Source organism: Streptomyces sp. CWNU-52B, assembly GCF_047444975.1.
In the GTDB taxonomy this organism is placed as follows: Bacteria; Actinomycetota; Actinomycetes; order Streptomycetales; family Streptomycetaceae; genus Streptomyces.
In genome coordinates, this window is record NZ_JBLFJV010000007.1 from 256,660 (window position 1) to 282,685 (window position 26,026).

Genomic DNA, 26,026 nt, shown 5'->3' on the forward strand with positions numbered 1-26,026 from the left:
CCGCGTCGAACGCGTAAGGTGACTGGCTCGTAGACATGAGCGAGTACTTGTCCGATCGGGGAAGGGACCCTGACCATGCCCGGCATCGGCAGCGGCAGCGGCGCCGTGACCCGCAGCACCCTGCGGCAGCAGATCGCGGACGCGCTCCGCGACGAGGTGTTGGCCGGCCGCCTCCAGCCGGGCAAGGAGTTCACGGTCAAGGAGATCGCCGAGCAGTACGGCGTCTCCGCGACCCCCGTCCGTGAGGCCCTGGTCGATCTGTCGGCGCAGGGCCTCCTGGACGCGGACCAGCATCGCGGGTTCCGCGTCCACGAGTACTCGCTGAGCGACTACCGGGGCATGATCGAGGCCCGCAGCCTGGTCACGGAGAGCATCTTCCACGGGTTACTGGACACGACGGCCGCCACCACCCGGGGCGTCCGTACCACGCTCACCGTCCGCGCCGACGACCCGCGCACCGCTGCCGCGCTCGCCGGGGTACGGCGCCGCGGCGAGGAGGCCCAGCGGGCCGCGGCCGCCGGTGACCTGAACGTCCTCATCGGCTACGACCTGCGGTTCTGGCGGGAACTCAGCGGCCTGTTCGGCAACCCCTACCTCGCCGACTTCCTGCACCGGCTGCGTGTCCAGTCCTGGGTGTGCGCGGTCCAGCACCTGCGCCGGATCGAGGATCTGCGCGGCCGTCTGTGGTCCGGGCACACGGAACTCGTGGACGCGCTCAAACGCCGGGACACCGCGGCGGCGCAGGACATCGTCACCGCGTACAACGTCCACTCACTGGCGCTCGTCGAACGGCTGGCGCAGGGCTGAGCACCGCCGGGGCCGGCAAAAGACCGGCCGTGGGGCGGCGGAAGACCGGCCGTGGGGCGGCGAGTGTGGGCCATCCGACCCGCACGGAGGGGACCGACCGCGCTCTCACCCATTACGCTGCCTTGACCACCGTGCTGAACGAGGAGCTCTCAGTTGGCCTGTGACCTGTGGCTGGTTCCGCTCGTCGACGTGTTGTGCCACACCCCCGACAACCCCTTCGCCGAGGAACTCGCTCTCTACGACAAGGTCCTGGGCGAAGCCGGTCTTCCGCCGGTACCGGTGTACGCGTACATGCCGGGGCTCTCCGGCGACGTGGCGCCGGTCGCGGGCTTCGACTACGACGCGCTGCACTTCCTGCGCCGCGCCTACCTCCTCCAGGTGTGCCAGCTGCCGGTGACGCCGGTCGGTGAACTGGGCGGCGACTACGAGCAGTTGCTGGAGATGTTCGACACGACGGCCCAGCAGTCCCACCTCGTCTGGCACTACGACCACGCGGGCGCGTACGTCCCCGTGGACTTCCCGCACCCGCTGTCGAGCGACGAACTCCTCGCGGGCGGCGGGCCGTTGGGCTCCTCCCAGCGGCTGCTGCGGGAGCTGGAGTTCGTCGCCCCTTCGCTCGGCATCGACCCGGCGAACCCGCCGGTGACACCCCAGCCCCCCATGGCCCCGACGGAGCTGGAGGAGCCGGCCGCCCCGGCTCCGTTCGACGCGAGCCCGTTCGCCCGCGAGCGGCATGTCTGGCTGGGCCTGCACGCGGCGGCGACCCGGAGCCTGGCCCAGGGCTCGATGATCGTCTTCAGCTAGGCCGACTCAGCACTCGCACCTCCTGGAGCCGCCATGTCCCACCAGGCCCCCGCGACGGCGGAGCCTCCGCCCTACGACTCGGAACTGCGGTACCTCCTGCTGGCGGCGCAGCGTGAGGGTGCCCGGCAGATGACCGCTCAGCTCCGGCCCTTCAACCTCACGCCGGCCCAGGCGGAGATCCTCCTGGTGCTGGCCGAGCGCGCCCCGCTGACGCTCGCCGAGGTGGGCCGTCTGATCGTGTGCGAGAGCGGCAGCCCCAGCCGCATCGTCGACACCCTCACCAAGCGGGGCCTGGTCGACCGCGAACCGGGCCAGGTGGACCGCCGGGTCGTCCACCTGCGGCTGACCGCACGCGGGCAGGAACTCATCCCCGTACTGCGCACCGTCGACACCCGGACCGACGCCATGGTCGTCGACTGTCTCAGCACGGAGGAACAAGCGGTCATGACCCGCGGCCTGCGCCGCATCCTGGACGGCACCCCCAGCGGAACCGCGCTGGCGGCACGCTTCGAGTACGAGAAGTAGTACGCGAAGCAGCACCCGAAGCAGTACGCGAAGTGGCCGGACACGAAAAAAGACCGCCCCTTCGTCCGCGGCACGCATTCGTCCGCGGCACGAAGAGGCGGTCACCCGCATGTCGTTCCCGCTCGGGGCAGGAACCTACCGGAGGAACGAGTTGATCTCGATCGTCTCGTTGCGGCCCGGACCGACGCCGATGGCGGAGATCGGCGCGCCGGACATCTCCTCCAGCGCCTTCACGTAGTCCTGCGCGTTCTTCGGGAGGTCCTCGAAGGTCTTGGCCTTCGTGATGTCCTCCGACCAGCCGGGCAGGGTCTCGTAGATCGGCTTCGCGTGGTGGAAGTCGGTCTGCGAGTACGGGAGTTCCTCGACGCGCTTGCCGTCGATCTCGTACGCGACACAGACCGGGATCTCCTCCCAGCCCGTGAGCACGTCGAGCTTGGTGAGGAAGAAGTCGGTCAGGCCGTTGACGCGCGTCGCGTAACGGGCGATGACCGCGTCGAACCAGCCGCAGCGGCGGTCACGGCCGGTGGTGACACCGCGCTCGTGGCCGATCCGGCGCAGCGCCTCGCCGTCCTCGTCGAACAGCTCCGTGGGGAACGGGCCCGCGCCGACCCGGGTCGTGTACGCCTTCAGGATGCCGATGACTCTGCTGATCTTCGTCGGGCCCACGCCCGCGCCCGTGCAGGCGCCGCCCGCGGTGGGGTTCGACGACGTCACGAACGGGTACGTGCCGTGATCGATGTCCAACAGCGTGCCCTGACCGCCCTCGAAGAGGACCACCTTGTCGTCGTCGAGCGCCTTGTTGAGCACGAGGACGGTGTCGGCCACGTACGGGCGCAGCTTCTCCGCGTACATCAGCAGCTCCTCGACGACCTGGTCGGTCTCGATGGCGCGGCGGTTGAAGACCTTGGTGAGCAGCTGGTTCTTGCCGTCGAGGGCCGCCTCCACCTTCTGGGTGAGGATCGACTCGTCGTACAGGTCCTGGACCCGGATACCGACCCGGTTGATCTTGTCGGCGTAGGTCGGGCCGATGCCACGGCCGGTCGTGCCGATCTTCCGCTTGCCGAGGAAGCGTTCGGTCACCTTGTCCACCGTCACGTTGTACGGCGTGATGATGTGCGCGTTTCCGCTGATGAGGAGCCTGGAGGTGTCGATGCCTCGTTCGTTCAGTCCGTTCAGCTCGGAGAACAGGACCGATGGGTCGACGACGACTCCGTTACCGATGACCGGGGTGCACCCCGGCGAGAGGATTCCGGAAGGGAGGAGGTGGAGGGCGTACTTCTGATCGCCCACGACTACCGTATGGCCGGCGTTGTTGCCGCCTTGGTAGCGCACCACATAGTCCACGGAACCACCGAGCAGGTCGGTGGCCTTTCCCTTGCCTTCGTCACCCCACTGAGCACCGAGCAGCACAAGTGCGGGCACGCGCGTACACCCCTTCCGGGCGGGGCATGTCCAAGGTCGGGGGCGTACGCCGTGGTTCTTGGTACGGCTGCGTACGCCGACGGCCACGTTTGGCCGCGACCGTCCGACCGGATGCCCCGGAATAGACGAAGCCCCTGGCGCAATAGCGCAAGGGGCTCTTGCACAAAGATGCTACCCGAGGAAGCGAGGCATGACCGAGGTGGCGACTTCCGACCAGCTCCTGGTGGTCATCGACCCGGTCGCCCGTCACGGTGACGGTGAGTCGGTACGGATCGCAAAAGACGTGCTCAGCGCGGGTGCGGTGGCAAAAATGTGCCTCCCCGACGGGCCCGAGGAATTCGATCGGGCACTGGCCCGGAGAGGGTCCAGACGGCCCGTCGTGATCGGGGACGACCGGGCACTGCTGCGCGCTGTGTCCCTTTTGCACCGGCGCCGCGAACTGGCCGGATGTGCGCTGTCCCTGGTGCCCGTGGGCGTGGGCGGCGGCACGCTGTCGCTCTCGCGGGCCCTCGGGGTGCCCCTGGGCGCCGTGGCGGCGGCACGGGCCGTGCTCGACGGGTCCGAGCGGCGGCTCGATCTGCTGGTGGACGACAGTGACGGGGTGGTGCTGGGAAGTCTGCGGATTCCGCCGTTGCGGAACGCGCCGTGGGGTGGGCGGGCCGACGGGGGCGCCGGCGAGGGTCCCGGCGGGGGTGCCGGTTCCTCGGCTTCCTCCGCGGAGGACTCCGCGCACCATCCCGCCCACTATCCCGCTCACTGGCTGCGGACCTGTCAGTCCCTCGTCCGTACGCTCGCCACGCGGCCCACCCGGGTCCCGGCGCCCGCCTCGCCCGGACCCACGCGGCTGCGGATCGAGGTCGACGGCAGGACCCTGGTCGACCTGGACCAGCCGCTGGAGGCCGTGTCGATCACCCCGGGTGGTGCCGGGGGCGGGGCGCGGGTCGAGGTGCGGCCTGCTTCCGTCGGGGCGGAGGCCGCGCTGCTGTCTGCCGTGGCGTGGACGGTCACCGTGTCCGGGGCGGACTTCCGGTATCGCGCGGACGCGGTGGTGGGTGGGCCTGTGCGGACTCGGACGTGGACGGTGCGGGAGGGGGCTTGGGGGCTCACGCTTCCTGGGTGAGCCCCCCGAAGAGCGTGCTACTGCTACTGGGTGCGGGGTCGTGGGGGCTCGGGCGGGTTTTCGCCCCCGCCGCCCCTACCCAGTCCCGTCACTGCTCAGGGGCTCCGCCCCCGAACCCCCGCTCCTCAAACGCCGGAGGGGCTGAACAGCACGCCAGCCGGGGCTGAAGATCGTGGCGGTCGGCGGCCTGATCAGTTTCCCTCGCCGAAGTGTTGTTCCCGGTGGATGCGCCAGCGGTCCATCATTCTGGCGACCTCCTCGTCGATGAACTCGAAGAACGCGAGGGTCTCGGCGAGGCGGCGGCCCGCCGGGGTGTCGCCGCCGAGGCTGTCGACTCCCTCGCGCAGGGCGTACTCCCAGCGCTTGAGGACCGCCTCGCGGTTGGTGAGCGCCTCGTACCACTGGTTGCTGTGCACGCGGTAGCGCTCGCGCCGGGAGCCTGGTTCCCGCTCGCGGGAGACCATGTGCTGCTGTGCGAGATAACGCACCGCTCCGGACACGGCGGCCGGACTGATCCGTAGCTGTTCTCCCAGCTCGACCGAGGTCATCGTCCCGGAGTCGGAGGACAGCAGGGCCGCGAAGACCCGGGCCGGCATCCGCTGCATCCCGGCCTCGACGAGCTGCGCGGCGAAGCTCTCGACGAACTTCGAGACCGCCTCGACGTCGCGCTCCGCACCTGCGCCCTCGCCCGAACCCGTCCCAGTCGGTTCTGCCATCCCGCGATCCTCTCCCTCGTACCACCCCGTCGAGTCTATCCGGCGTTTATACGTTTCCTTAACTTCACAAGTTTGTGAAAGTCACGTACGTTCTGAATCATGACGAAGGTGAAGGCAATCACCGTCTCCGGACTGCACAAGTCGTTCGGCAGGACACACGCCCTGGACGGGCTCGACCTCGACGTCGCAACCGGCGAGGTCCACGGCTTCCTCGGCCCCAACGGCGCCGGCAAGTCCACCACCATCCGCGTCCTGCTGGGCCTGCTGCGCCCCGACTCCGGCGCCGCGCGGATGCTCGGCCTCGACCCGTGGACCGACGCGGTGGAACTGCACCGCCGCGTCGCCTACGTCCCCGGCGACGTGACGCTGTGGCGCAACCTGTCCGGCGGCGAGGTCATCGACCTGTACGGACGTCTGCGCGGCGGCCTGGACACGGCGCGCCGGGCCGACCTGATCGAGCGGTTCGAGCTCGACCCGGCGAAGAAGGGGCGCACGTACTCCAAGGGCAACCGGCAGAAGGTCGCCCTCGTCGCCGCCTTCGCCTCCGACGTGGACCTGCTGATCCTGGACGAACCCACCTCGGGCCTGGACCCCCTGATGGAGGAGGTCTTCCAGGCCTGCGTCGAGGAGGAACGCGACCGGGGCCGCACCATCCTGCTGTCCTCCCACATCCTCAGCGAGGTCGAGGAGCTGTGCGACCGCGTCAGCATCATCCGCAAGGGCGTCACGGTCGAGACCGGTTCCCTCTCCGACCTGCGCCACCTCACCCGCACCAGCGTCACCGCCGAACTCGCCGGGCCGCCCGACGGGCTGGCGGCACTGCCCGGCGTCCACGACCTGGACGTCCAGGGCAACCGGGTCGGGCTCCAGGTGGAGAGCGACAAGCTGAACGCCGTACTGCGCTCCCTCACCGACTCCGGCGTACGGTCCCTGACCTCGACGCCGCCGACCCTGGAGGAGCTGTTCCTGCGGCACTACCAGGAGGACGTACGGGCAGAGGGCGTACCCGCGAAGGACGTACGGACGGAGGCGGTGTCACGATGACCGCCGTCGCCTCCGCCGCCCCGCCCGCCGTACGCGGCCGGGGCGCGCGCCCTCTCGCCGGGACCTGGCCCCTGGTGCGGCTCGCGCTGCGCCGCGACCGGGTGGTGATCCCGCTCTGGGTCGGGGTCATCGCCCTGATCGTCGTCTCCCTGCCGGGCTCGCTGGAGAGCGTGTACTCCACGGCCGCCGAACGCGCCGACGTGGCCCGCCAGATGACGACCAACGGCTCCCTGCGCGCCATGTACGGGCCGGTGTTCGGCGACTCGCTCGGCGGCCTCGTCGCCTGGCGCATCGGCGCGTACGCCGGGGTGTTCGCCGGGATCATGAGCCTGCTCGTCGTCCTGCGGCACACCCGGGACGAGGAGGAGAGCGGCCGTCAGGAGATGCTCTCGGCGGGCATGGTGGGCCGCCGCGCCCCGCTGACCGCCGCACTCCTGGCCGCCCTCGTCGCGAACACGGCTCTGGCCCTGCTCATCACGGCGGGCCTCGCCGGACAGGGCTCGTCGGGCGCCCTCGCGCTGGGGCTCGCCACGGCCGGGGTCGGCATGGTCTTCGCCACCATGGCGGCGATCGTCGCCCAGCTCACGGAGAGCGCCCGGCTCGCGAAAGGGCTGACCGGGGGCCTGCTGGGCGCGGCGTTCGTGCTGCGGGCGGCCGGCGACTCCTCGGTGAACGACGGCTCCTCCGTGCTGACCTGGCTGTCGCCCGTCGGCTGGCTGGAGAACCTGCGGTCCTTCGCCGGCGAACGGTGGTGGGTCCTGCTGCTGTTCGCCGCCGCCGTCGTCCTCCAGGGCGCGGTCGCGTACGAGCTGGCCGGGCGCCGCGATGTCGGGATGAGCTTCCTGCCGACCAGGCCGGGCCCCGCCACCGGCAGGCTCGGCGGTGCGGGCGCGCTGGCCTGGCGGCTGCAGCGCGGCGGCGTACTGGGCTGGAGTCTCGGCTTCCTCGCCGCCGGGGCGGCCTTCGGCGGGGTCACCAAGGGCGCGACGGATCTGGTCGGCGACAACGAACGGACCCGCGAGATCATCGAGCGCATGGGCGGGCAGTCCGGCATCACCGACGCGTTCCTCGCCACCATGGTCGGCATGCTCGGGATGGTCGCCGCGCTGTACGTCGTGCAGTCCGTGCTGCGGCTGCACGGCGAGGAGACCTCCCAGCGCGCGGAACCGGTCCTCGCGGGTGCGGTGGGCCGCCTGCGCTGGGCCTGCGGCCATCTGCTGATCGCCTTCGGCGGTGCGGTCCTGCTCATGTTCCTCGGCGGCCTGGGCCTGGCGGCCGGCTACGGGCAGTCCTTCGGCGCCGTCCTGGGCGCCTGCCTGGTCCAGCTCCCCGCGATCTGGACCATCGGCGCCCTGGCCGTCCTCCTGTACGGGGTGTCTCCGCAGGTCGCTCCGGGGGCGTGGGCGGTGGCCGGGGCCGCGCTGCTCCTCGGCTGGATCGGACCGGCCCTGGACCTCCCCGAGACGGCGATGGACCTCTCTCCCTTCGGCCACCTGCCGAAACTGCCGGGCGGCGAGATGACGTGGACACCGGTGCTGGTGCTGACGGGCCTCGCGGCCGCGCTGGTCGGCGCGGGCTTGGCGGCCCTGAGGCGGCGGGACCTCACGACGGGCTGAGGGCTCGCCCCGGTCCGGCCCCGCGCCGTCCGGCCCCGCGCCGTCCGGCCCCGCGCCGTCCGGGCCCGTTTCCGGTCCGCGCCGGGCGGGCGGGACACGGCGGAGAGTCGGGGCACTGGTCTCAGACCTCTACACGCAGTTCCTCCAGTCCCCGGATCACGAAGTTCGGCTTCTGCCGTGGCTCGGCCGCCAGCCTGAGCGAGGGGGCCTGATCCAGCAGCGCCCCCATGGACGCGGCGAGTTCGATCCGGGCCAGCGGTGCCCCGATGCAGTAGTGGATCCCCGCGCTGAAGGAGATGTGCGGATTCTCCCCGCGCGACAGATCAAGGGCCTCCGGCTCCGCGAACACCGCCGGGTCGTGGTTGGCGGAGCCGAAGAGCAGCGCCACCTCGCTCCCCCGTGGGATCACCGTCCCGTCGACCTCGATCTCGTCCAGCACCCAGCGCTCGAACAGCTGCAGCGGGGTGTCGTACCGCATCAGCTCCTCCACCGCCGTACCCACCAGGCTCCGGTCCGCGCGCAGTGCCGCCAGTTGCTCCGGGTGCCGGAACAGTGCCCACCACCCGTTCACCGTGGCGTTCACCGTCGCCTCGTGGCCTGCGTTCAGCAGGAGGACGCAGGTCGAGATCATCTCCTGCTCGCTGAGCCGCTCCCCCTCGTCGTACGCCGCGATCAGTCCCGAGACCAGGTCGTCCCCGGGCTCCTTGCGCCGCACCGCGATCAGTTCCCGCAGGAACTCGGTGAACTCGACCGACGCCCGTACCGCCTTCTGTGCCGTCTCCTGGGACGGGTTCAGCTCGTACATCCCGCAGATGTCCGCCGACCAGGGGCGCAGTTGCGCTCGCTCGGACTCCGGGATGCCCAGCATCTCCGCGATCACCGCCACCGGGAGGGGCTCGGCGACGACGCTCAGCAGGTCGCCGCCGCCCTCCGCGACCAGGCCGCCGACCAGCTCGGACGCGAGGCGGTCCACGTACGGTCGCAGCCGCTCGACCGTGCGGGGTGTGAACGCCTTCGACACCAGCCGCCTGATCCTCGTGTGGTCCGGGGGTTCCAGGTCAAGCATTCCGTGGTCGTTCAGCACGTGGAACGGCTCGTGCTCGGGCGGGGGTGCGGTCCGCCCGAAGTCCTCGTGCGTGAAACGGGGCTGGTAGGTCCGGCCGAGGCGGCGGTCCCTCAGGAGTGCCGACACGTCCGCGTGGTGCGGGACCAGCCACTGGTCGGTGGGCTCGTAGTAGTGGACCCTTCCGTGCGCGCGGAGTTCCGCGTACGCGGGGTACGGGTTCGCCACGAAGGTCTGGTCCCAGGGGTCGAAGGACTTCGGGGGGTCGATGGCTGCCATGACCGGACGCTAACCGGCGGTGTCCCCGTCTGCACAGGTCTCTCGCGGAGGGCTTCGCGGGGGCGCCGGTCTCATCTGCGGGTTCGTTGTGGCTGGTCGCGCCGTTCCCCGCGCCCCTAAAAGCGACGGGCGTGCCCCCGTCTCGGCTGCGGGCCCGCCTGGGGTCAGGTGGGGGTTACCAGGCGGGCCTCGTAGGCGAAGACTGCTGCTTGGGTGCGGTCTCTCAGGCCCAGTTTCACCAGGATGCGGCTCACGTGGGTCTTGATGGTGGACTCGGCCACCACCAGGCGGGCGGCTATCTCCGCGTTGGACAGGCCCTGGGCTATCAGGACCAGTACCTCCGTCTCCCGGTCGGTCAGGTCGCCGTACGAACCCTGTGCGGTTGTGGAGAGGCGGGGCGCTTCGGCGATCTTCGAGAACTCCGTGATCAGCCGCTTCGTCACGGAGGGTGCCAGCAGGGCCTCGCCGGCCGCCACCACCCGGACGCCGTCCGCCAGTTGCCGGGCGGAGGCGTCCTTCAGGAGGAAGCCCGACGCCCCGGCGCGCAGCGCCTGGTACACGTACTCGTCGAGGTCGAACGTCGTGAGCACGAGCACCTTCGCCGTGCCGTCCGCCGCCACGATCTCGCGGGTCGCCTCGATGCCGTTCATCTCGGGCATCCGGATGTCCATCAGGACGACGTCCGGTGTGAGCTCTCTGACCCGGTGGACCGCCTCGCGTCCGTTGACCGCCTCCCCGACGACCTCGATGTCCGGCATCGCGCCGAGCAGCACCGAGAACCCCTCGCGGACCATCATCTGGTCGTCGGCGATCAGTACGCGAATGGTCATGCCGGGTCCTCCGTCGATGTGGCGGTCGTGATCGGCAGGAAGACCGCGACCTCGTAGCCCCCGTCGTCCGTCGCCTCCGCCGTCATCTCCCCGTCGAGCATCGACACCCGCTCCCGCATGCCCGTGATGCCGTGCCCGGCGCCCGGTGACGGCTTGACCAGCCCGGTCGCCGGACCGTTGACCATCCGCAGCCCGAGCCCGCCGAGCACGTAGCTGACCTCCACCTTGGCCGTGGCGCCCGGCGCGTGGCGCAGGCTGTTGCTCAGCGCCTCCTGGACTATTCGGTAGGCGGACAGCTCGACGCCCTGCGGCAGTTCCCGCACCGCGCCGGTGACCGTGCTGTCCACCTGGAGACCCGCGTCGCGCACGTTCTCCAGCAGGCGGTCCAGGTCCGCGAGCTTGGGTTGCGGGGCGTCAGGGGCCTCGTAGTCCTCGGCCCGTACGACACCCAGGACGCGGCGCAGCTCGGAGAGGGCGATCACCGCGTTCTCCCTGATGACCTTGAACGCGTACTCCAGCTCGGGCGGGGGGTTCTCCACGCGGTAGGGGGCGGCCTCCGCCTGGATGGCGACCACCGACATGTGGTGGGCGACCACGTCGTGCAGCTCACGGGCGATCGTCGTGCGCTCTTCGAGGAGGGTGCGCTTGGAACGCTCGTGCTCGGTCACCGTCTGCTGGGCGGTCACCTTCCGGGCGGCGTCGTGACGCACGTGCCACACCGTGACGACCAGGAGGGTCAGAGCGCTCACGAACAGGAAGGGCATGGTGTTCGTGTAGTAGTACCCGCCGCTGAAGAAGACCTCCGCCAAGAGGCCGTAGACCGCGGTCAGTGCCCACATCCACGCCGCCGTGCGGGGCTTGGTCCGCAGCGCCACGACCGTGAGCACGACCAGGTGGGTCGCGAAGGCGCCGGGCACCCAGGGCCAGCTGTCCCAGGGGTCGCTGAACAGGGCCATGACCGGTGTCACCGCGAGGGAGACCCAGAAGGCGCCGACGGGCCTGAGCAGCGTCAGCTCGATCGTGCCCAGCGCGAGGAGGCCGGTGAGGAGCTGGACGAGATCGTCGCCGCCGTTGCCCGCGAGGGAGATGAGCAGGGCGAGCACACCCGCCACCGTCACCAGCGCGTGCGGGAGCCGGGAGGCCCGCTCACGCAGGCGCGGGGGCAGCCGGCGGGTGACGGGCCCGTCCACGTGCCTGCGGCCGAGCGGACGGAAGGCGAAAGCGTCCTGGAACAGGTCCTGCCGCAGCCCTCGCGTCGCGTCCATGGCCATCTGGAACTCGGGGCTGCGCGGCCGGCCACCGCCTGGCCTGGCCGACTGCGTCTGGGTCTGGGTCGTCTCGGTCACATACGAACCGTAGGACGAGGCGGGGGTAGCGGTCGTCACCAGTGAGAAGGGTCCTTCCGTCTCCCTCTCAGGTACTACGGGTTTCCCGGGACCACGGAAGAGCGCTCCGCGGGCCAGGGCCTCACAGGTCAGAGCCCTGCTGCCCGTTGCCCCGCCGTCAGTAGCCGGTGGGGCGCACCAGTCCGCACTCGTACGCGAACACCGCCGCCTGGGTTCGGTCCCGCAGCCCGAGCTTGACCAGGATGCGGCTCACATGGGTCTTCACCGTCTGCTCGGCGACGAAGAGCCGCTCGGCGATCTCCGCGTTCGACAGGCCCTGCGCGATGAGGGCGAGGACCTCCGTCTCGCGCTCGGTCAGTTCACCGACCCGCTGTTTGAGCGGGGCGCGGGGCGTGGAGCCCAGCCGGGAGAACTCGGCGATGAGACGACGAGTGATCCCGGGCGCGAGCAGCGCGTCGCCCGCGGCCACGATCCTGACCGCCTCCGCCAGTTGGTCCGCCGACGCGTCCTTGAGCAGGAACCCGGAGGCACCGGCCCGCAGCGCCTCGTACACGTACTCGTCGAGGTCGAAGGTGGTCAGCATCAGCACTCTGATCTTCGGGGTCTCGTCGGTGATGCGGCGGGTGGCCTCGATGCCGCCCAGTCCGGGCATGCGGATGTCCATCAGGACGACGTCCGGTGCCAGTCCGGCGACCTTCTCGATCGCGTCCAGCCCGTCCACCGCCTGGCCGACCACCTCGATGTCGGGCTGGGTGTTGAGCAGCACCGTGAAACCCTGCCGGACCATCTGCTGGTCGTCGGCGATGAGTACGCGGATGCTGCCGCCGCTCGTCATGTGGTGTCTCCGGTGGGGTTCGTGGGATCTGGGAAGTTGTCGGACGAGACACCCTCGGCACCCTCGGTGGCGTCGGTCGCGTCGGTGGCGTCGGTGGCGTCGATGGTGGTGCCTGCGCGGGGGAGGAACGCCGCCACCGTGAAGCCGCCGCAGGAGGTCTCCATGGCCATGAGCGTGCCACCGAGCATCATCGCCCGCTCCCGCATCCCGAGCAGACCGTGGCCCGCGCCCGGCGAGGGCGGGGCGGAGCTCCTCGGCGCGGAGTTGACGACGCGGATCTGCAGGCCGCGCGGGAAGTGCGTGAGCTCCACCCGCACCTCGGAGCCGGGCGCGTGCCGCAGCGCGTTGCTCAGCGCCTCCTGCACGATCCGGTACGCGGACAGCTCCACACCGGGCGGCAGCGCGAGCCGCTCGCCGGTGATCTCCGTGGTCACCGTCAGCCCGGCGGCACGGGTGTTGTCGACCAGGACACCGAGCCGGTCGAGGGTGGGCTGGGGGGCGTGGGGGGCGGCACCGGTGCCGGGCGCGCCGAGCCCGTACGGGTCGTCGGGGTTCTCCGAACGCAGCACTCCGAGGACCCTGCGCAGCTCGGTGAGCGCTTCCAGGGCGTTCTGCCGGATGCCGTCGAGGTTCTCCTTCAGCTCGTCGGAGGGGTTCTCCACGAGGTGCGGGGCGACCTGGGCCTGGATGGAGATGACCGACATGTGGTGGGCGACCACGTCGTGCAGCTCGCGCGCGATGCGGTTGCGCTCCTCCAGGAGGGTGCGGCGGGAACGCTCCTCGGCCGTCAGGGACTCCTGCTCGACGAGCTGGGTGCGCGCCACCCTGCGGCCGCGCAGGGCGGTACCGAGGAGGGCGACACCGGCGAAGAGCGTGACCGCGAAGACACCCGTCGAGGAGTAGTCCGAAGCGCCCATGAACCCCTGTGTGAGGTACGTGGCCAGCGCCGTCAGGGCGAGGGCCTGGGCGGCGACGCGCACGGGAACCCGCAGAGCCAGCAGGAACAGCACCAGCGCGTGCGCGATGATCGCGGCCGGCCCCCACGGCCAGGTGACGCCCGGGTCGGCCTGTCCGGCCATCAGCTGGGACCGTGTCGCCACGGCGACCACGACGGTGACCGTCAGCGAGAGCCACAGCGCCGGAACCGGCCGCCACAGCGCCAGCACGGGCGCCGCGGCCTGCGCCAGTGAGAGCACCAGGCTGTAGCCCACGCTCAGGCGGTAGTTGTCGTTCAACAGGCCGACCTCGACGATCGCGACACCGACGGCGGCCAGGACCACCACCCCGTGCGGCAGCCAGCGCAGCCACACCGAGGGGGGAAGCGGATCGACCCTGCCGGTCCACAGGTCGTCGCGCAGCACCCGCAGTTCACGGCTCAGCCATTTCTCCACCGCGCTCATCCGCACCACCCTAGACATGGCGCACCGCCCCGTCCCTCTCGCTTTCCGGTCGTCGCCGCCCGGCCCGCACCACCCGGGGGCCCTGCTCGCGGCCCTTCTCCGCACGGCCCAGCTCCTCCCTACGGCCGTTCTCCCCGCGGCCGTCCCTCTCACGGACTCCCTTCTCACAGACCCCCTTCTCACGAACGCCCTTCTCATAGCCGTGGAACGCGGCCCAGCAGACCAGGAGCGCCACGACGAGGACCGGGAGCCAGGCGAGGCGGAACACCACCCAGGTGACGCCGTCGGGCACGGTGTGCAGGCCGGGGAGCCGGCCGGCGAGAAGACCGGTCGCGGTGACCGACATCAGTGCCGTCTGATGCCACAAAAAGACGGTCATCGCGGAGAGGTTGACGACGGCCACGCCCGCCCAGAGCAGGGGCCGTCGCATCGCCCGCCGCAGTGGTTCCCTCAAGAGCAGCGCGAGACCGCACTGGGCCGTGCCGAAGACGACGGCGGCCAGGGTCGGCGGGTCGAGGTTGGAGATCGGGGCGCCGGGAACCCCGACCATCGACGCGGGGTAGCCACCCCACGCGACCAGCGCCGCGGTCGTCGCCGCGCCCGAGACGAGCAGCACCCAGCCGGAACGCCGGGTCAGCTCGCCCCGGGTCCAGGCCGCCCCCAGGGTGAACGGCACCAGCCAGCCGGCCGCCACGTTCACCCAGCCCAGCCAGCCCAGCCAGGACGGGCCGTCGAGCCCCAGCCGGACGAGATCCACGTGCAGGACGACGGCCAGTGGCCACAGCGGGTGCACCCGGGTCACCAGCGGAGTCAGCGCCGTCAGCCCGGCGAAGACCAGCAGGAACCACAGCGGTGACAGCACCAGCTTCAGCAGGGCATGGACGGTGTCCAGGTCCGTGCCCGTCACGAGCAGCCCGACCGCGGCCACCGTCCACAGCCCGAGCACCGCCGCCACCGGCTTGAAGAGGCGCGCGAGCCGTGTGGCCAGCCATCGTCCGTACGTCGTGCCGCGGGCCCTCGCCGATGCGTAGCTCTTGGTCGCGACGTGCCCGCCCACCAGGAAGAACACGGCCAGCGTCTGGAAGACCCACGAGATGGGCGCCAGCCACGGCATGTGCGCCAGCGGGCTCGACGTGTGCAGGGTGCCGCCGTCGGCGACCAGGGCGGTGACGAGCCAGTGGCCCAGCACCACGCCGAGTATCGCGAAGGCGCGCAGGGCGTCGACGCTGCGGTCCCTGCCCTCGGGCGTGGCCGCGTCGATCCGCTCGGCGGCGGCGACAAGGCCGGCTCCGAATCCGAATCCGGCACCGAGACCCGAACCCGGACCGAATCCGGCACCGGCTCCCGCTCCCGCTCCCACTCCCACACCGCGTACGCCGCCGGGTCCGCGTATCTCTTCACGCATGGGTCACCTCCGCCGTCCGGCCGAGCACGATCCGGGCGAGGTTCTCCAGGGACTCCGAGCCCGGCCTGTAGTAGTCGCTGTGGCCGCCGTCGCCCGCCGCGAAGACTCGGGCGCCGAAGGCCGCGGACACCGGGTCCGTGCCGAAACCGACCGTCGTACCGAAGAGATCGGCCTGGGCGTGCGGGACGCCGCCGATCCAGTCGTCCGCGCCTCGGCCGGCCCAGACCCGGGCCGTCGTACGGAGGTCCGCGGCGGACTCCGCTCCGGTGCCGGGGCTGCCGATGAACACGAGGTCGGAGACGTCGAGACCGCTCACCGCCCCGGCTCCCACGGCTGTCCCGTACGAGTGGCAGAGCAGGGAGATCCGGGCGTGGTCGTTGAGCGTCCTCAACTCGCCTATGAATGCGTGAAGGTGCGGTGCCGCCTCCTCGGCCCGGCCCATGGTGAGGACCTCGGGGCTGATCGTGCCGGGCGTCCTGTATCCGAGCCAGGCGATGACCGCGGCGCGGGCTCCGAGCCGGTGGTGCAGGGCTGCGGCGCCCTCCCGGAAGCGCTCGTAGGTGTCCAGGGTGGTGTCCGAGCCCGGCACGAGGACCGCGAGCCGGTCGGCCCGCGTCAGGTCACCGAGGACCTCGACAGCCCGGCCGGAGCCTCGGGCGTCGAAGGAGAGGAAGTGACGGGCCGGGTCCGCCATGCCACGGACGGCGGACGCGCGGCCGTGGTCGCCGTGGTCCGCTGCCAGGCGGGCGGCCTCCGCCGCGTTCGTACGGTTCGCCGCGTACGCCCTGTCCAGGGTGGTCGCGGTGAGCGTGCCGATGTGGGCCGGGGCCGGAGCCGGTATCCCCGGACGCGTCGCCGCGGCGGAGACCGGGACGACCACGGCGGCCGTGACCAGTGCGGCGAGCAGTCCGCGCCGCAGCCTGCCCCACGCCGCCGGGTAGTGGCCCGCCCAGCTGGACCGCACCCCCGGACCGGCCCACCCCGCCCGACCTGGCCGCACCGTACGAACCGGTTGCCTCGCCCGGTCCGGCGTCGGCGTCGCCCGGCCCGGCGTCGGATTCTGCGGTTCTGGGCTCGGGGGCTTCTGAAGCCTCGCCGCCGGAACCGCCGGAACCGCCGGAACCGCTCTCCCCCACCACCACGCCATGGCCCGCCCCGTCCCCATCCCCGTACCCGTGACTGTCCCTGTCCGGTGCGTCGCCTGTCGGGCTTCGCTGGGAAGGAAGTTACGAATTCGGGGTGGTCGTCGGCGTCCCGCCTGAGAGCTGACCTGGTACGTAGCTCTCAGGTATTACGGGTATCACCAGGCCAGTTGGGCGATCTCCTCCACGACCACCGCGCACGCGTCCGCCGCCGGGTCGATCAGCGGGAAGTGGCCCACGTCCTCCAGGAGCGTCAGCCCCACCACCTCGCCGGCCTTCGCCGCCGCCTCCGCGTACGCCTCGGCCACCGCCTGCGGCACGACGGCGTCCGTCCTGCCCTGCACCAGCGTCGTGGCGATCCCCGTCGGGAGGAGGAGAGCCGGGTCGGCGTACGGCTGCCGTTCCTCGAACTTGGCTTCTCCGCCCAGCAGTTGAAGGGTGGCTCCGGAGCACACGTCCAGCTTCTCCGCGACCGCGAAGTCGGCGATCGGGGCGAGCGCCACGACGCCGCGCAGCGGGGCGGGCCGCTCCAGGTACCAGGGCGCGTCGGCCGGCAGCAGATGACGGGCCGCGGCCCACAGGGCGAGCTGGCCGCCCGCCGAGTGGCCCGTGACCACCGTGCGGCGCGCGTCCGCACTCGGCAGCGCCTCCCGCGCGAGCCGCGGCAGCGCGTCCAGCGCGGCCGCCACGTCGTCGAACGTGTCGGGCCAGCGCCCCGCCACGGGGCCCACCCCGCCCTGCGCCGGAAGCACGCCGCCGCGCCGGTACTCGACGTTGGCCACGGCGAAGCCCCGCCGGGCCAGGAAGTCCGCGAACGGGGTGACGTGCCGCCGGTCGTACGGGGCGCGCCAGGCGCCGCCGTGCAGGACGACGACGAGCGGGGCCGACTCCTCGCCGCCGCGTGGCGCGTAGAAGTCGACGACCTGGTCGGGGTGGTCGCCGTAGGCGGCGGTGGCATCGGGAGCGACGGGCGGATGGGAGAAGGCCGACTCCTCCTCCGCGGCGTCGCGGGCGTCGTCCGGCATGCTCCGAGCCTCTCAGCGGTGCGGTGTACGTTCTCACGTTCTTCGGCCCGTGAGCTCCTTGGAGCCATCGGAGTCGCCGAGGCTTTCGCCAACGTGCTCCGGGGCGCGGGTCGTTGGCGGGACGCTATCAGGCGGGTGACGTGCGTCGGCACACCGCCGTAACGCTCGGTGAGGGGTAAATGGTCCTTTTGTTTCGTTACGCTGGCCTCTGATCGGCCTCTGATCGGACTCCGGTCGGCCAGCGGTCGGCCAGCGGTCGGCCACTGGTCGGCCACTGGTCGACCCCCGATCGACCAGCCATCGGCCACTGCCTGGCCGCCGTCCGTGTCCGCGAAGGAGCCTGCCATGACCGCCGAGCCCGGTACCGTCCGGCCCGGAGGGCGTACCGCCCGGGTCCGTGCCGCTGTTCTGGAGGCCGCCGGGGACGTGCTGGCCGAGCAGGGGTTCGCCCATCTCGACCTGGCCGATGTCGCCCGGCGCGCGGGGGTGGGCAAGACGACCGTGTACCGGCGTTGGGGCTCGGTCACCGGACTGGTCGCCGACCTCCTCGGTGACATGGCCGAGCAGTCGCTTCCCCGTACCGAGACGGGCTCCGTGCTCGACGATCTGCGGGCCAATGCCTCGCTGGTACGCCGTACGCTCGCCGATCCTCGGCAGGGGGCGCTCTTCCGGGCGGTGATCGCGGCCGCGGCGTGTGACGAGCGTACGGCCGAGGCGTTGCGGCGGTTCTACGAGGTGCGGGTCGCCGAGTGGGTGCCCTGTGTCGAGCAGGGGGTCGCTCGGGGGGAGTTGCCTGTGGGGACTGATGCGGGGGCGGTGGTGCGGGCGGTTTCCGCTCCGCTGTATTACGTGTTGCTCACGTCGGGGGTGGCGCCGGATGGGGTTGCTGCGGAGCGTGCTGCTGCGGCGGCGGTTGTCGCTGCGCGGGGTGGGGTGTTCGTGGGTGGGGTGTGAGTCTGCGGGTCTGTGTCTGCCGGGGGGTCCAGGGGCTTTTTTCGCCCCCGCCGCCCCTTCCCGTCCCGTCCCTGGGGGCTGCGCCCCCAGACCCCCGCCAAAAGATTGCGCCGTTCCCCGCGCCCCTAAAGACTCAAGACTGCGCCGTTCCCCGCGCCCCTGAAAACTCAAGACTGCGCCGTTCCCCGCGCCCCTGAAAACTCAAGACTGCGCCGTTCCCCGCGCCCCTCAAAGCCAAAGAAACCCCGCCCCTCAGAACATCTCCCCCAATACCCTCGCCGCCCTCTCCGCGTCCCCGAAGCCCACGTACAGCGGGGTGAAGCCGAAGCGGAGGATGTCCGGCTCTCGGAAGTCGCCGATCACGCCTCGGTCGATCAGGCGGCGCATCACCCGGCCCGCGTCCGCGCACCGCAGTGCCACCTGGCTGCCTCGCTCGGCGTGGGCCGGCGGTGTCACCGAATCCACGGCACCCTCGGGGACGTACGCCTCGACGCACTGGAGGAAGAAGTCCGTCAGGGCGAGGGACTTGGCGCGGACCTTCTCGATCGGGACGTCGTCCCAGACCTCCAGAGCCGCCTCCAGCGCCAGCATGGAGAGGATGTCGGGGGTACCGACCCGGCCACGGACGGCGCCCTCGGCCGGAGTGTGGTCCGGGGTCATGCCGAAGGGGTCCGCGTGGGAGTTCCAGCCCGGCAGCGGGGAGTCGAAGCGGGACTGGTGGTCCCGGCGGACGTAGAGGTACGCCGGTGAACCGGGGCCACCGTTCAGGTACTTGTACGTGCAGCCGACCGCCAGGTCCACGCCGTGTTCGTCGAGGCCCACCGGCAGGGCGCCCGCGCTGTGGCACAGGTCCCAGACCGACACGGCGCCCGCCGCCCGGATCGCCGCCGTCAGGGACGGCAGGTCGTGCAGGCGGCCCGTGCGGTAGTCGACGTGGTTCAGCAGGACCGCCGCCGTACGCCCGCTCAGGGCGTCCGGCACCTCGTCCGGCGCCACCGCGCGCAGGGTGCAGCCCGTCAGCCGGGCCGCCGACGCGGCGATGTAGCCGTCCGTGGGGAACGTCGTCGCGTCGACCAGGATCTCGTCCCTCGACCTGTCGTCGGACCTGGCGCCGCCGGTCGCGAGTCGTACCGCTCCCACCATCGCCTTGAACACATTCACGCTGGTCGAGTCGCCGACGACGATCTGGCCCGGGGCCGCGCCCACCAGCGGCGCGATCCGGTCGCCGATCCGTTCCGGCGCCGTCCACCAGCCGCTCTCGTCCCAGGATCTGATCCGCAGCGAACCCCACTGCCGGCGCACGACGTCCTCGACCCGTCCGGGCACCGCGCTCGGCAGCGCGCCGAGCGAGTTCCCGTCCAGGTACACCGTTTCGTCCAGGACGAACCGCGCGCGCAGCGGGCCCAGTTCGTCCACGGCGTCCAGCCCTGCCGCCTTCTCCGCATACGACCCGTGCGAGCCGTTCGGACTGCCTTCTTTTCGCTCCGCCCGCTCAGACATGGGACCGTGCCGTCCACAGCTCCGGGAACACGTTCTTGCGGGCCCGTTTCTCCAGCCAGGCCACGCCCGCCGAGCCGCCGGTGCCCGTCTTGGAGCCCATCGCCCGCCGGGTGGCGACCAGGTGGTCGTTGCGCCAGCGCCAGACCAGTTCGGCGACGTCGGTCAACGTCTCGCCGAGCCGGGCAAGTTCGGAGCTCTCGTCGCCCGCGTACAGCTCCGTCCACACGGCCTCGACCTCGGGCGACGGCTCGTAGCGTCCGGACACGTCCCGCTGGACGACCGACGGCGGAACGGCGTGCCCGCGCCGCGCGAGCAGCCGCAACACCTCGTCGTACAGGCTCGGTTCGTGCAGGGCCTTCTCCAACTCGGCGTGCACACGGGGCGCGCCCCGGTGCGGCACGAGCATGGACGCGGACTTGTCGCCGAGCAGGAACTCCATCCGCCGGTACATCGCCGACTGGAATCCGGAGCCCTCACCGAGAGCGCTGCGGTACGAGTTGAACTGGGCCGGAGTGAGCTGGCCGAGGGGCTTCCAGGAGGCGTTCAGCGCCTCCAGTTCCCGTATCGATCTCTTCAGGGCGGCCACCGCGACCGGCACCCGGTCCTCGCGCAGCGCCTTCGCCGCGGTCTCCCACTCGTGCACGATGACGGTGAACCACAGCTCCATGACCTGGGTCGTCACCAGGAACACCATCTCTCCGGGGTCCTCGGAGAGGGTGTGCTGGAGGTGGGTCAGGACGTCCGCCTGCACATAGTCCTCGTACGGAGTCGTGCCCTGGAAGTCGAGATGCGGAGTCTCGGGCTCCGAAGCCTCTGGGGGCTGAGCCTGGTGGGACATCGCTGTCTCCTGATGTGTACTCCGGGTAGCGGTCCGCCCCTGCCGAATTCCGACACGGGGGCCCCGGTCCCCACGGGCATCCTCCACAATCGTGCCCCAGAACTGCAAGGTCCGCCTGGTCACACCAGGCGGACCTGCGCATACACGCGGCCCGGCGTCAGGGGCCGGCCCGGGGTCGACCAGCCCAGGGTCTGGGCCTAAGCCCAGGATCTGGGCCTAGCCCAGGATCTGGGCCTAGCCCAGGGGCTGGTCCTAGCCCAGGGTCTGGGCCGCCGTCGGGGACGAGTCCTTCAGGAACTGCGCGCAGCGCTCGTACTCCCCCTGCTCGCCGATCGCCTGCGCGGCGCGGGCGAGACCGTGCAGGGCGCGCAGGAAGCCGCGGTTCGGCTCGTGCTCCCACGGCACCGGGCCGTGGCCCTTCCAGCCGCCGCGCCGCAGGGAGTCCAGGCCCCGGTGGTAGCCGGTACGGGCGTACGCGTACGACTCGACGACACTGCCGCGCTCGTACGCCTCGTCGGCCAGCTGCGCCCAGGCGAGCGAGGAGGTCGGGTAGTTCGCGGCGACGTCGGCGGGCGGCGTGCCGTTCGCGAGGAGCTCGCGCGGCTCCGGGTCGTCGGGCAGGTGGGTCGGGGGCGGTCCCCCGAGAAGGTTCTCGTGAATCGACATGGGTTCCAGTTTGCGCTATCCACCGCCGTCACGGGTTCGGCGGGTGGGGCCTGCCGTGCCGTTCGAGCCCCGGTCTCCGGATCGGCCCCCGGAGCAGGGCGCACTTCTACGTGAGCCGGCCCCTCGATCTGTTCGGTTCGAGCGGCGGAGCCGTCACGCTGCCGTGGGTGAGGCATTCCGGGCGCAGACAGCCGGGCGGCGGCTTGCGCACGGTCGTGAAGGCGACCAGCGCGCCCACGGCCAGGATGCCCGCGCACAGCGGCATCGCCCGCCGGAACGCGTCGTCGAAGGCGTCCGCCGACCGGTACGCGTCCTCGCCCATCCCCGCCAGCAGCGGCAGCGCGGCCACCGCGACGAGCCCGGCCGCGCGGGCCGCCGCGTTGTTGATGCCGCTGGCCAGTCCCGCCCGCCCGGTGTCCACGGAGGCCAGCACGGTCGCGGTGAGGGGCGCCACCAGCGTCACCATGCCGGTGCCGAGCACCAGGACGGCGGGCAGTACGTCCGCCACGTACGAGGCGTCCTCGCCCACTCTCAGCATCAGCAGCATCCCGGTCGCGCACAGCAGCGGGCCCGCGGTGAGCGGGAGGCGCGGTCCGATGCGCTGGGCCAGCTCCCCCGAGCGGGCCGAGAGCAGCAGCATCAGGACGGTCGTCGGCAGCAGGGCCGTACCGGCGCCGAGGGCCGAGTAGCCGGCCACGACCTGGAGCTGGACCGCGGAGAGGAAGAAGAACCCGCCGAAGGCCGCGTACACACACAGGGTGACGACGTTGACCGCGGTGAACTGGCGCGCCGCGAAGATGTCCAGCGGCATCATCGGGTCGGCCCGCCGGCGCTCCACGGCCACGAAGGCGACCCCCGCCGCGACACCGGCGGCGGCCGTCACCGCCACGACGGGCACCGAGCCGCCGGGGGCCTCGATCAGGGCGTACGTCACCAGGGCCAGCGCCAGTGCGCCGAGGCCGGCGCCGAGCACGTCGAAGCCGCGGCCGTGGACCCGCCCGTCCTTCGACTCCGGTACGTGACGCAGGGCGATCGGGGCGCACAGCAGCGCGAGCGGGACGTTGAGGAGGAAGACCCAGCGCCAGCCGGGGCCGTCCACCAGCCAGCCGCCGAGGAAGGGGCCGACCGCGGCGCCGATACCGCCGAAGCCGGACCACAGGCCGACGGCCCGCGCCCGGTCGTCCGGGTGGAACGACGCCTGGATCAGCGCGAGCGAGCCGGGCGTGAGCAGGGCGCCGCCGACGCCCTGGAGCGCGCGGGCGGCGACCAGTACGCCCGCGTTCGGTGCGAGCCCGCACAGCAGCGAGGCCGCCGCGAACCAGACCACCCCGACGACGAACACCTTCCGCCGCCCGAAGCGGTCGCCGAGGGCGCCGCCCAGGAGGATGAGGCCCGCGAGGGTCAGCATGTAGGCGTTGACGGTCCACTGGAGGCCGGCCAGGTCCGCGTCGAGGTCGCGGCCGATCGTCGGCAGCGCGACGTTCACCACGGTCGAGTCCAGCATCGCCATGCTCGAACCGAGCACCGTGGTCAGCAGGATCCACTTCCCCGTGGGGGAGGACATCCGGACGGCCGGGGAACCCTGCGAGTCCGAGGAATTCGAGGAGTCCGGCGAATCCGGATCCCGTGAATCCGGTGAATCCGGTGAATCCGGTGAATCCGGTGAATCCTGCGGTGGGGCGGTCATGCTCCGGAGCATACGGACATACGGCGGAGCCCGGCTTTCCCTGTGGAAAACCGGGCCCGAGCGGCGCTTACTTGATCTACTTGATCTACTTGATCTACTTGATCTACTTGATCTACTTGATCTTCGTGCCGGTGGAACGCAGGTGGCCGCAGGCCTGGGTGACGCGCGCGGCCATCGAGCCCTCGGCGAGCTTGCCCCAGGTGCGGGGGTCGTACGTCTTCTTGTTGCCGACCTCGCCGTCGACCTTCAGGACGCCGTCGTAGTTGCGGAACATGTGGTCGGCGACCGGGCGCGTGAACGCGTACTGCGTGTCCGTGTCGATGTTCATCTTCACGACGCCGTTCTCCAGGGCCGTGCGGATCTCCTCCTCGGAGGAGCCGGAGCCGCCGTGGAAGACGAAGTCGAACGGGGACGGCTTGTTGTACTTCGCCGCTACGCCCTCGTTCAGCTCCTTCAGGAGTTCGGGGCGCAGGACGACGTTGCCCGGCTTGTAGACGCCGTGCACGTTGCCGAAGGAGGCGGCCAGCAGGTAGCGGCCCTTCTCGCCCAGGCCCAGCGCCTCGACCGTACGGAACGCGTCGTCGACCGTGGTGTAGAGGGAGTCGTTGATCTCGTGCGAGACACCGTCCTCCTCGCCACCGGTCGGGGTGATCTCGACCTCAAGGATGATCTTCGCGGCGGCGGCGCGGGCCAGCAGCTCCTGGGCGATGGCCAGGTTGTCGGCGAGGGTCTCCGCGGAGCCGTCCCACATGTGGGACTGGAACAGCGGGTTCTGGCCGGCCTTGACGCGCTCCTCGGAGACCGCGAGCAGCGGACGTACGTACCCGTCGAGCTTGTCCTTCGGGCAGTGGTCCGTGTGCAGGGCGACCGTGACGTCGTACTTCGAGGCCACGATGTGCGCGAACTCGGCCAGGGCCACGGCACCGGTGACCATTTCCTTCTTGTGCTGGCCGCCCAGGAACTCCGCACCGCCCGTGGAGATCTGGATGATGCCGTCGCTCTCGGCCTCCGCGAAGCCGCGGAGCGCAGCGTGCAGGGTCTGCGTCGAGGTCACATTGATGGCCGGGTAGGCGAACTTGCCTGCCTTCGCCCGGTCGAGCATCTCGTTGTAGACCTCGGGGGTTGCGATGGGCATCTGTCCGCTCCTTGGATGTGCGGGTGGCGTTCTGCTTACGGCCCTGACCTGGCCCTGACCTAGGGGGTGACGTCGTCGTCGGCCCCATCTTTCCAGACTCGGCCGGATGCTCCGGCTGCCCGGACGAGAACCCGATCAGGCCAGGCCCAGTTCGTCCTTGGCGTAGGCGAAGAGGTACGGGACGCCGGCGCCCTGCTGGATCTTCTCCGCGGCTCCGGTGGCGCGGTCGACGATGGTCGCCACGCCGACGACCTCCGCGCCGGCCTCGCGCACGGCCTCGACGGCGGCGAGCGGGGAGCCGCCCGTGGTCGAGGTGTCCTCGACCACGAGTACGCGGCGGCCCGCGATCTCCGGGCCCTCGACCCTGCGCTGCAGGCCGTGGGCCTTCGCCTCCTTGCGGACGACGAAGGCGTCGAGGTGCCGGCCGCGCGCCGCGGCGGCGTGCAGCAGGGCCGTGGCCACCGGGTCGGCGCCCATGGTGAGGCCGCCGACCGCGTCGAAGTCCAGGTCCGCTGTCAGGTCGAGCAGCACCTGGCCGACCAGCGGGGCGGCGGCGCCGTCCAGCGTGACCCGCCGCAGGTCGACGTAGTAGTCGGCCTCGATGCCGGAGGAGAGGGTCACCTTGCCGTGCACCACGGCCTTGTCCTTGATCTGCTGCAGCAGCTCGCCGCGTGCGTCGTCACTCATACGGGCCAGCTTAGAGGCGCCGCCAGGTCCAGGTGGTCGCGGCTTCGAGCGGGTCGATGGGGGTGACCAGGCGGGGCAGGGTGTTGAGCCCGTCGGGCGGGCCGGTCTGCGGTTCCACGCACACCGCGGCCTCCTGCTCGTCGTACACGACGACCCACTCCTCGCGGCTGGTCACCTTCAGCTCCAGCCGGCCGGGCCAGGTGAGGGTGACGTCGACGCCGTCGGGCATCCCGAAGCAGTCGTCCCAGGGGCTGGGGAGGGGGTCGATACGGCGGCCGGTCGGCAGGTGGTCGTCGCCGCGCTCCTCCTGCCAGGCGGCGCTGAAGTCGACACGCACGTCCTGGCCGCCGAGGTCGCGGTTGAACCAGGGGTGCCAGCCGATCTGCGCCGGGAAGGAGTCGTCGGACGCCTCCACGGACATGGCGAGCGTCAGGGAGTCCTCGGTCAGCGTGACGATCTGGGTGACGCGGCCGGCGTACGGCCAGGGGTCGACGAGGTCGTACGTGATGACGGCCTCGTCGCCGCTCGTACGGGCCGTGCGCCAGGCGGCGTCGCGGGCGGTGCCGTGGATGGCGTGCGGTGGGGAGTTGAGGGGGAGCTGGTGGGGGGTGGCGCCGTTCATGAAGTGGCCGTCCCGGGTGCGACCGCACCAGGGGACCATGGGGAAGCAGCCGAACTTGTCGCCCTGGCGCAGCAGTTCGACGCCGGCGATTCTCAGGCTGCCGATGCGGCCGCCGTTGCCCGGCTGCACGGTCGCTTCCGCGTCGCCGGCGGTCAGGGTGATGTCGTCGTTACTCACGCGGGAGACCCTACGGGGTGTGCGGGGGGTGGTGGGCGCCGGCAGGCGGCCTGCGGCCGGCTGGGCGGAGGGGGGGTGCCCCTTCCCGTACATCGTCGCCCGCGGCCCGCGGGGGTTGAGCGCGCAGTTCCCCGCGCCCCTGAAAAAAAGGGGGGTGCCCCTTCCCGTACGTCATCGTCCGCGGCCCGCGGGGGTTGAGCGCGCAGTTCCCCGCGCCCCTTCGGGGCACTCTCGTGGGGCCACGGAGAACGACGCAACCAGCCCCACCCGCAGAAACAACACAACCCCAGGCCCCACCCACCCAGGGGCGCGAGGAACTGCGCGCTCAACCCCCACCGGCCCGCAGAAACAACACAACCCCACGCCCCACCAACCCAGGGG

The 26,026-nt window shown here is 71.4% G+C and carries 24 protein-coding genes; 7 read left to right on the forward strand and 17 right to left on the reverse strand.

What is annotated here, in order from left to right; genetic code table 11:
• The first annotated feature begins 75 nt into the window (after positions 1-75).
• From ACLVWQ_RS10640 to ACLVWQ_RS10650, 3 genes are all read left to right on the forward strand, one after another.
• Complete coding sequence (locus tag ACLVWQ_RS10640; RefSeq protein WP_414108067.1) at positions 76-807, forward strand: GntR family transcriptional regulator; 732 nt, start codon at positions 76-78, stop codon at positions 805-807.
• A gap of 153 nt (positions 808-960) precedes the next feature.
• A complete protein-coding gene (locus tag ACLVWQ_RS10645) occupies positions 961-1,611 on the forward strand; it encodes a hypothetical protein (RefSeq protein WP_414108068.1) in 651 nt (216 codons plus the stop codon).
• Between the two features lie 33 nt (positions 1,612-1,644).
• On the forward strand, positions 1,645-2,136 hold the full coding sequence (locus ACLVWQ_RS10650; RefSeq protein ID WP_414108069.1) for a MarR family winged helix-turn-helix transcriptional regulator: 492 nt from the start codon (positions 1,645-1,647) through the stop codon (positions 2,134-2,136).
• Between the two features lie 135 nt (positions 2,137-2,271).
• Here the strand turns inward: ACLVWQ_RS10650 and ACLVWQ_RS10655 are convergent, their stop codons facing one another.
• Complete coding sequence (locus tag ACLVWQ_RS10655) at positions 2,272-3,558, reverse strand: adenylosuccinate synthase (RefSeq protein WP_414108070.1); 1,287 nt, start codon at positions 3,556-3,558, stop codon at positions 2,272-2,274.
• A 190-nt stretch (positions 3,559-3,748) separates the two neighbouring features.
• Between ACLVWQ_RS10655 and ACLVWQ_RS10660 the strand changes: the two genes are divergently transcribed.
• Entirely contained in the window at positions 3,749-4,678 is a 930-nt protein-coding gene (locus ACLVWQ_RS10660) for a diacylglycerol kinase (RefSeq protein ID WP_414108071.1), read from the forward strand.
• A gap of 191 nt (positions 4,679-4,869) precedes the next feature.
• Here the strand turns inward: ACLVWQ_RS10660 and ACLVWQ_RS10665 are convergent, their stop codons facing one another.
• Positions 4,870-5,394 (reverse strand): GbsR/MarR family transcriptional regulator, encoded by a 525-nt coding sequence (locus tag ACLVWQ_RS10665; protein ID WP_414108072.1) that lies wholly within the window; start codon positions 5,392-5,394, stop codon positions 4,870-4,872.
• A gap of 99 nt (positions 5,395-5,493) precedes the next feature.
• On the opposite strand from ACLVWQ_RS10665, the gene ACLVWQ_RS10670 reads away from it, so the two are divergent.
• Together ACLVWQ_RS10670 and ACLVWQ_RS10675 are read left to right on the forward strand one after the other, a co-directional pair.
• Positions 5,494-6,438, forward strand: a complete 945-nt coding sequence (locus ACLVWQ_RS10670) for an ATP-binding cassette domain-containing protein (protein ID WP_414108073.1) — start codon at positions 5,494-5,496, stop codon at positions 6,436-6,438.
• Positions 6,435-8,054 carry an ABC transporter permease gene (locus tag ACLVWQ_RS10675; protein WP_414108074.1) on the forward strand — a complete coding sequence of 540 codons (1,620 nt, stop codon included), beginning with the start codon at positions 6,435-6,437 and terminating at the stop codon, positions 8,052-8,054. The genes ACLVWQ_RS10670 and ACLVWQ_RS10675 overlap by 4 nt, the downstream gene beginning before the upstream one ends.
• Positions 8,055-8,175: 121 nt before the next feature.
• On the opposite strand, the gene ACLVWQ_RS10680 is transcribed toward ACLVWQ_RS10675, so the two are convergent.
• The 8 genes from ACLVWQ_RS10680 to ACLVWQ_RS10715 form a co-directional block, all read right to left on the reverse strand.
• Complete coding sequence (locus ACLVWQ_RS10680) at positions 8,176-9,396, reverse strand: cytochrome P450 (protein WP_414108075.1); 1,221 nt, start codon at positions 9,394-9,396, stop codon at positions 8,176-8,178.
• A gap of 164 nt (positions 9,397-9,560) precedes the next feature.
• On the reverse strand, positions 9,561-10,226 hold the full coding sequence (locus tag ACLVWQ_RS10685; protein ID WP_414108076.1) for a response regulator: 666 nt from the start codon (positions 10,224-10,226) through the stop codon (positions 9,561-9,563).
• Positions 10,223-11,611, reverse strand: coding sequence for a sensor histidine kinase (locus ACLVWQ_RS10690; protein WP_414108077.1), 1,389 nt, complete (start codon positions 11,609-11,611; stop codon positions 10,223-10,225). Before ACLVWQ_RS10690 ends, ACLVWQ_RS10685 begins: the two co-directional genes overlap by 4 nt.
• Before the next feature lie 118 nt (positions 11,612-11,729).
• On the reverse strand, positions 11,730-12,407 hold the full coding sequence (locus ACLVWQ_RS10695) for a response regulator (RefSeq protein WP_414108078.1): 678 nt from the start codon (positions 12,405-12,407) through the stop codon (positions 11,730-11,732).
• Positions 12,404-13,807 carry a sensor histidine kinase gene (locus tag ACLVWQ_RS10700; protein WP_414108079.1) on the reverse strand — a complete coding sequence of 468 codons (1,404 nt, stop codon included), beginning with the start codon at positions 13,805-13,807 and terminating at the stop codon, positions 12,404-12,406. Before ACLVWQ_RS10700 ends, ACLVWQ_RS10695 begins: the two co-directional genes overlap by 4 nt.
• Positions 13,808-13,817: 10 nt before the next feature.
• Complete coding sequence (locus ACLVWQ_RS10705) at positions 13,818-15,212, reverse strand: acyltransferase family protein (RefSeq protein ID WP_414108080.1); 1,395 nt, start codon at positions 15,210-15,212, stop codon at positions 13,818-13,820.
• Complete coding sequence (locus ACLVWQ_RS10710; protein ID WP_414108082.1) at positions 15,205-16,176, reverse strand: alpha/beta hydrolase; 972 nt, start codon at positions 16,174-16,176, stop codon at positions 15,205-15,207. The genes ACLVWQ_RS10705 and ACLVWQ_RS10710 overlap by 8 nt, the downstream gene beginning before the upstream one ends.
• Before the next feature lie 336 nt (positions 16,177-16,512).
• Positions 16,513-17,379, reverse strand: a complete 867-nt coding sequence (locus ACLVWQ_RS10715) for an alpha/beta hydrolase (RefSeq protein WP_414108083.1) — start codon at positions 17,377-17,379, stop codon at positions 16,513-16,515.
• A 345-nt stretch (positions 17,380-17,724) separates the two neighbouring features.
• Between ACLVWQ_RS10715 and ACLVWQ_RS10720 the strand changes: the two genes are divergently transcribed.
• Complete coding sequence (locus ACLVWQ_RS10720) at positions 17,725-18,333, forward strand: TetR/AcrR family transcriptional regulator (RefSeq protein WP_414108084.1); 609 nt, start codon at positions 17,725-17,727, stop codon at positions 18,331-18,333.
• 252 nt (positions 18,334-18,585) lie between these two features.
• Here the strand turns inward: ACLVWQ_RS10720 and kynU are convergent, their stop codons facing one another.
• From kynU to ACLVWQ_RS10755, 7 genes are all read right to left on the reverse strand, one after another.
• Positions 18,586-19,833 carry a kynureninase gene (gene kynU / locus ACLVWQ_RS10725; RefSeq protein ID WP_414108085.1) on the reverse strand — a complete coding sequence of 416 codons (1,248 nt, stop codon included), beginning with the start codon at positions 19,831-19,833 and terminating at the stop codon, positions 18,586-18,588.
• The gene (locus ACLVWQ_RS10730) at positions 19,826-20,671 is read right to left on the reverse strand and encodes a tryptophan 2,3-dioxygenase family protein (protein WP_414108086.1); all 846 of its coding nucleotides are present in this window, start codon (positions 20,669-20,671) and stop codon (positions 19,826-19,828) included. Before ACLVWQ_RS10730 ends, kynU begins: the two co-directional genes overlap by 8 nt.
• Before the next feature lie 252 nt (positions 20,672-20,923).
• Complete coding sequence (locus tag ACLVWQ_RS10735) at positions 20,924-21,337, reverse strand: DUF3151 domain-containing protein (RefSeq protein WP_414108087.1); 414 nt, start codon at positions 21,335-21,337, stop codon at positions 20,924-20,926.
• 106 nt (positions 21,338-21,443) lie between these two features.
• Positions 21,444-22,901 (reverse strand): MFS transporter, encoded by a 1,458-nt coding sequence (locus tag ACLVWQ_RS10740; RefSeq protein ID WP_414108088.1) that lies wholly within the window; start codon positions 22,899-22,901, stop codon positions 21,444-21,446.
• A gap of 235 nt (positions 22,902-23,136) precedes the next feature.
• Positions 23,137-24,159 (reverse strand): class II fructose-bisphosphate aldolase, encoded by a 1,023-nt coding sequence (fbaA, locus tag ACLVWQ_RS10745; RefSeq protein ID WP_414108090.1) that lies wholly within the window; start codon positions 24,157-24,159, stop codon positions 23,137-23,139.
• Between the two features lie 135 nt (positions 24,160-24,294).
• Positions 24,295-24,846, reverse strand: a complete 552-nt coding sequence (gene pyrE, locus ACLVWQ_RS10750) for an orotate phosphoribosyltransferase (RefSeq protein ID WP_414108091.1) — start codon at positions 24,844-24,846, stop codon at positions 24,295-24,297.
• 10 nt (positions 24,847-24,856) lie between these two features.
• A complete protein-coding gene (locus tag ACLVWQ_RS10755; RefSeq protein WP_414108092.1) occupies positions 24,857-25,645 on the reverse strand; it encodes an aldose 1-epimerase in 789 nt (262 codons plus the stop codon).
• Between the last annotated feature and the right edge of the window lie 381 nt (positions 25,646-26,026).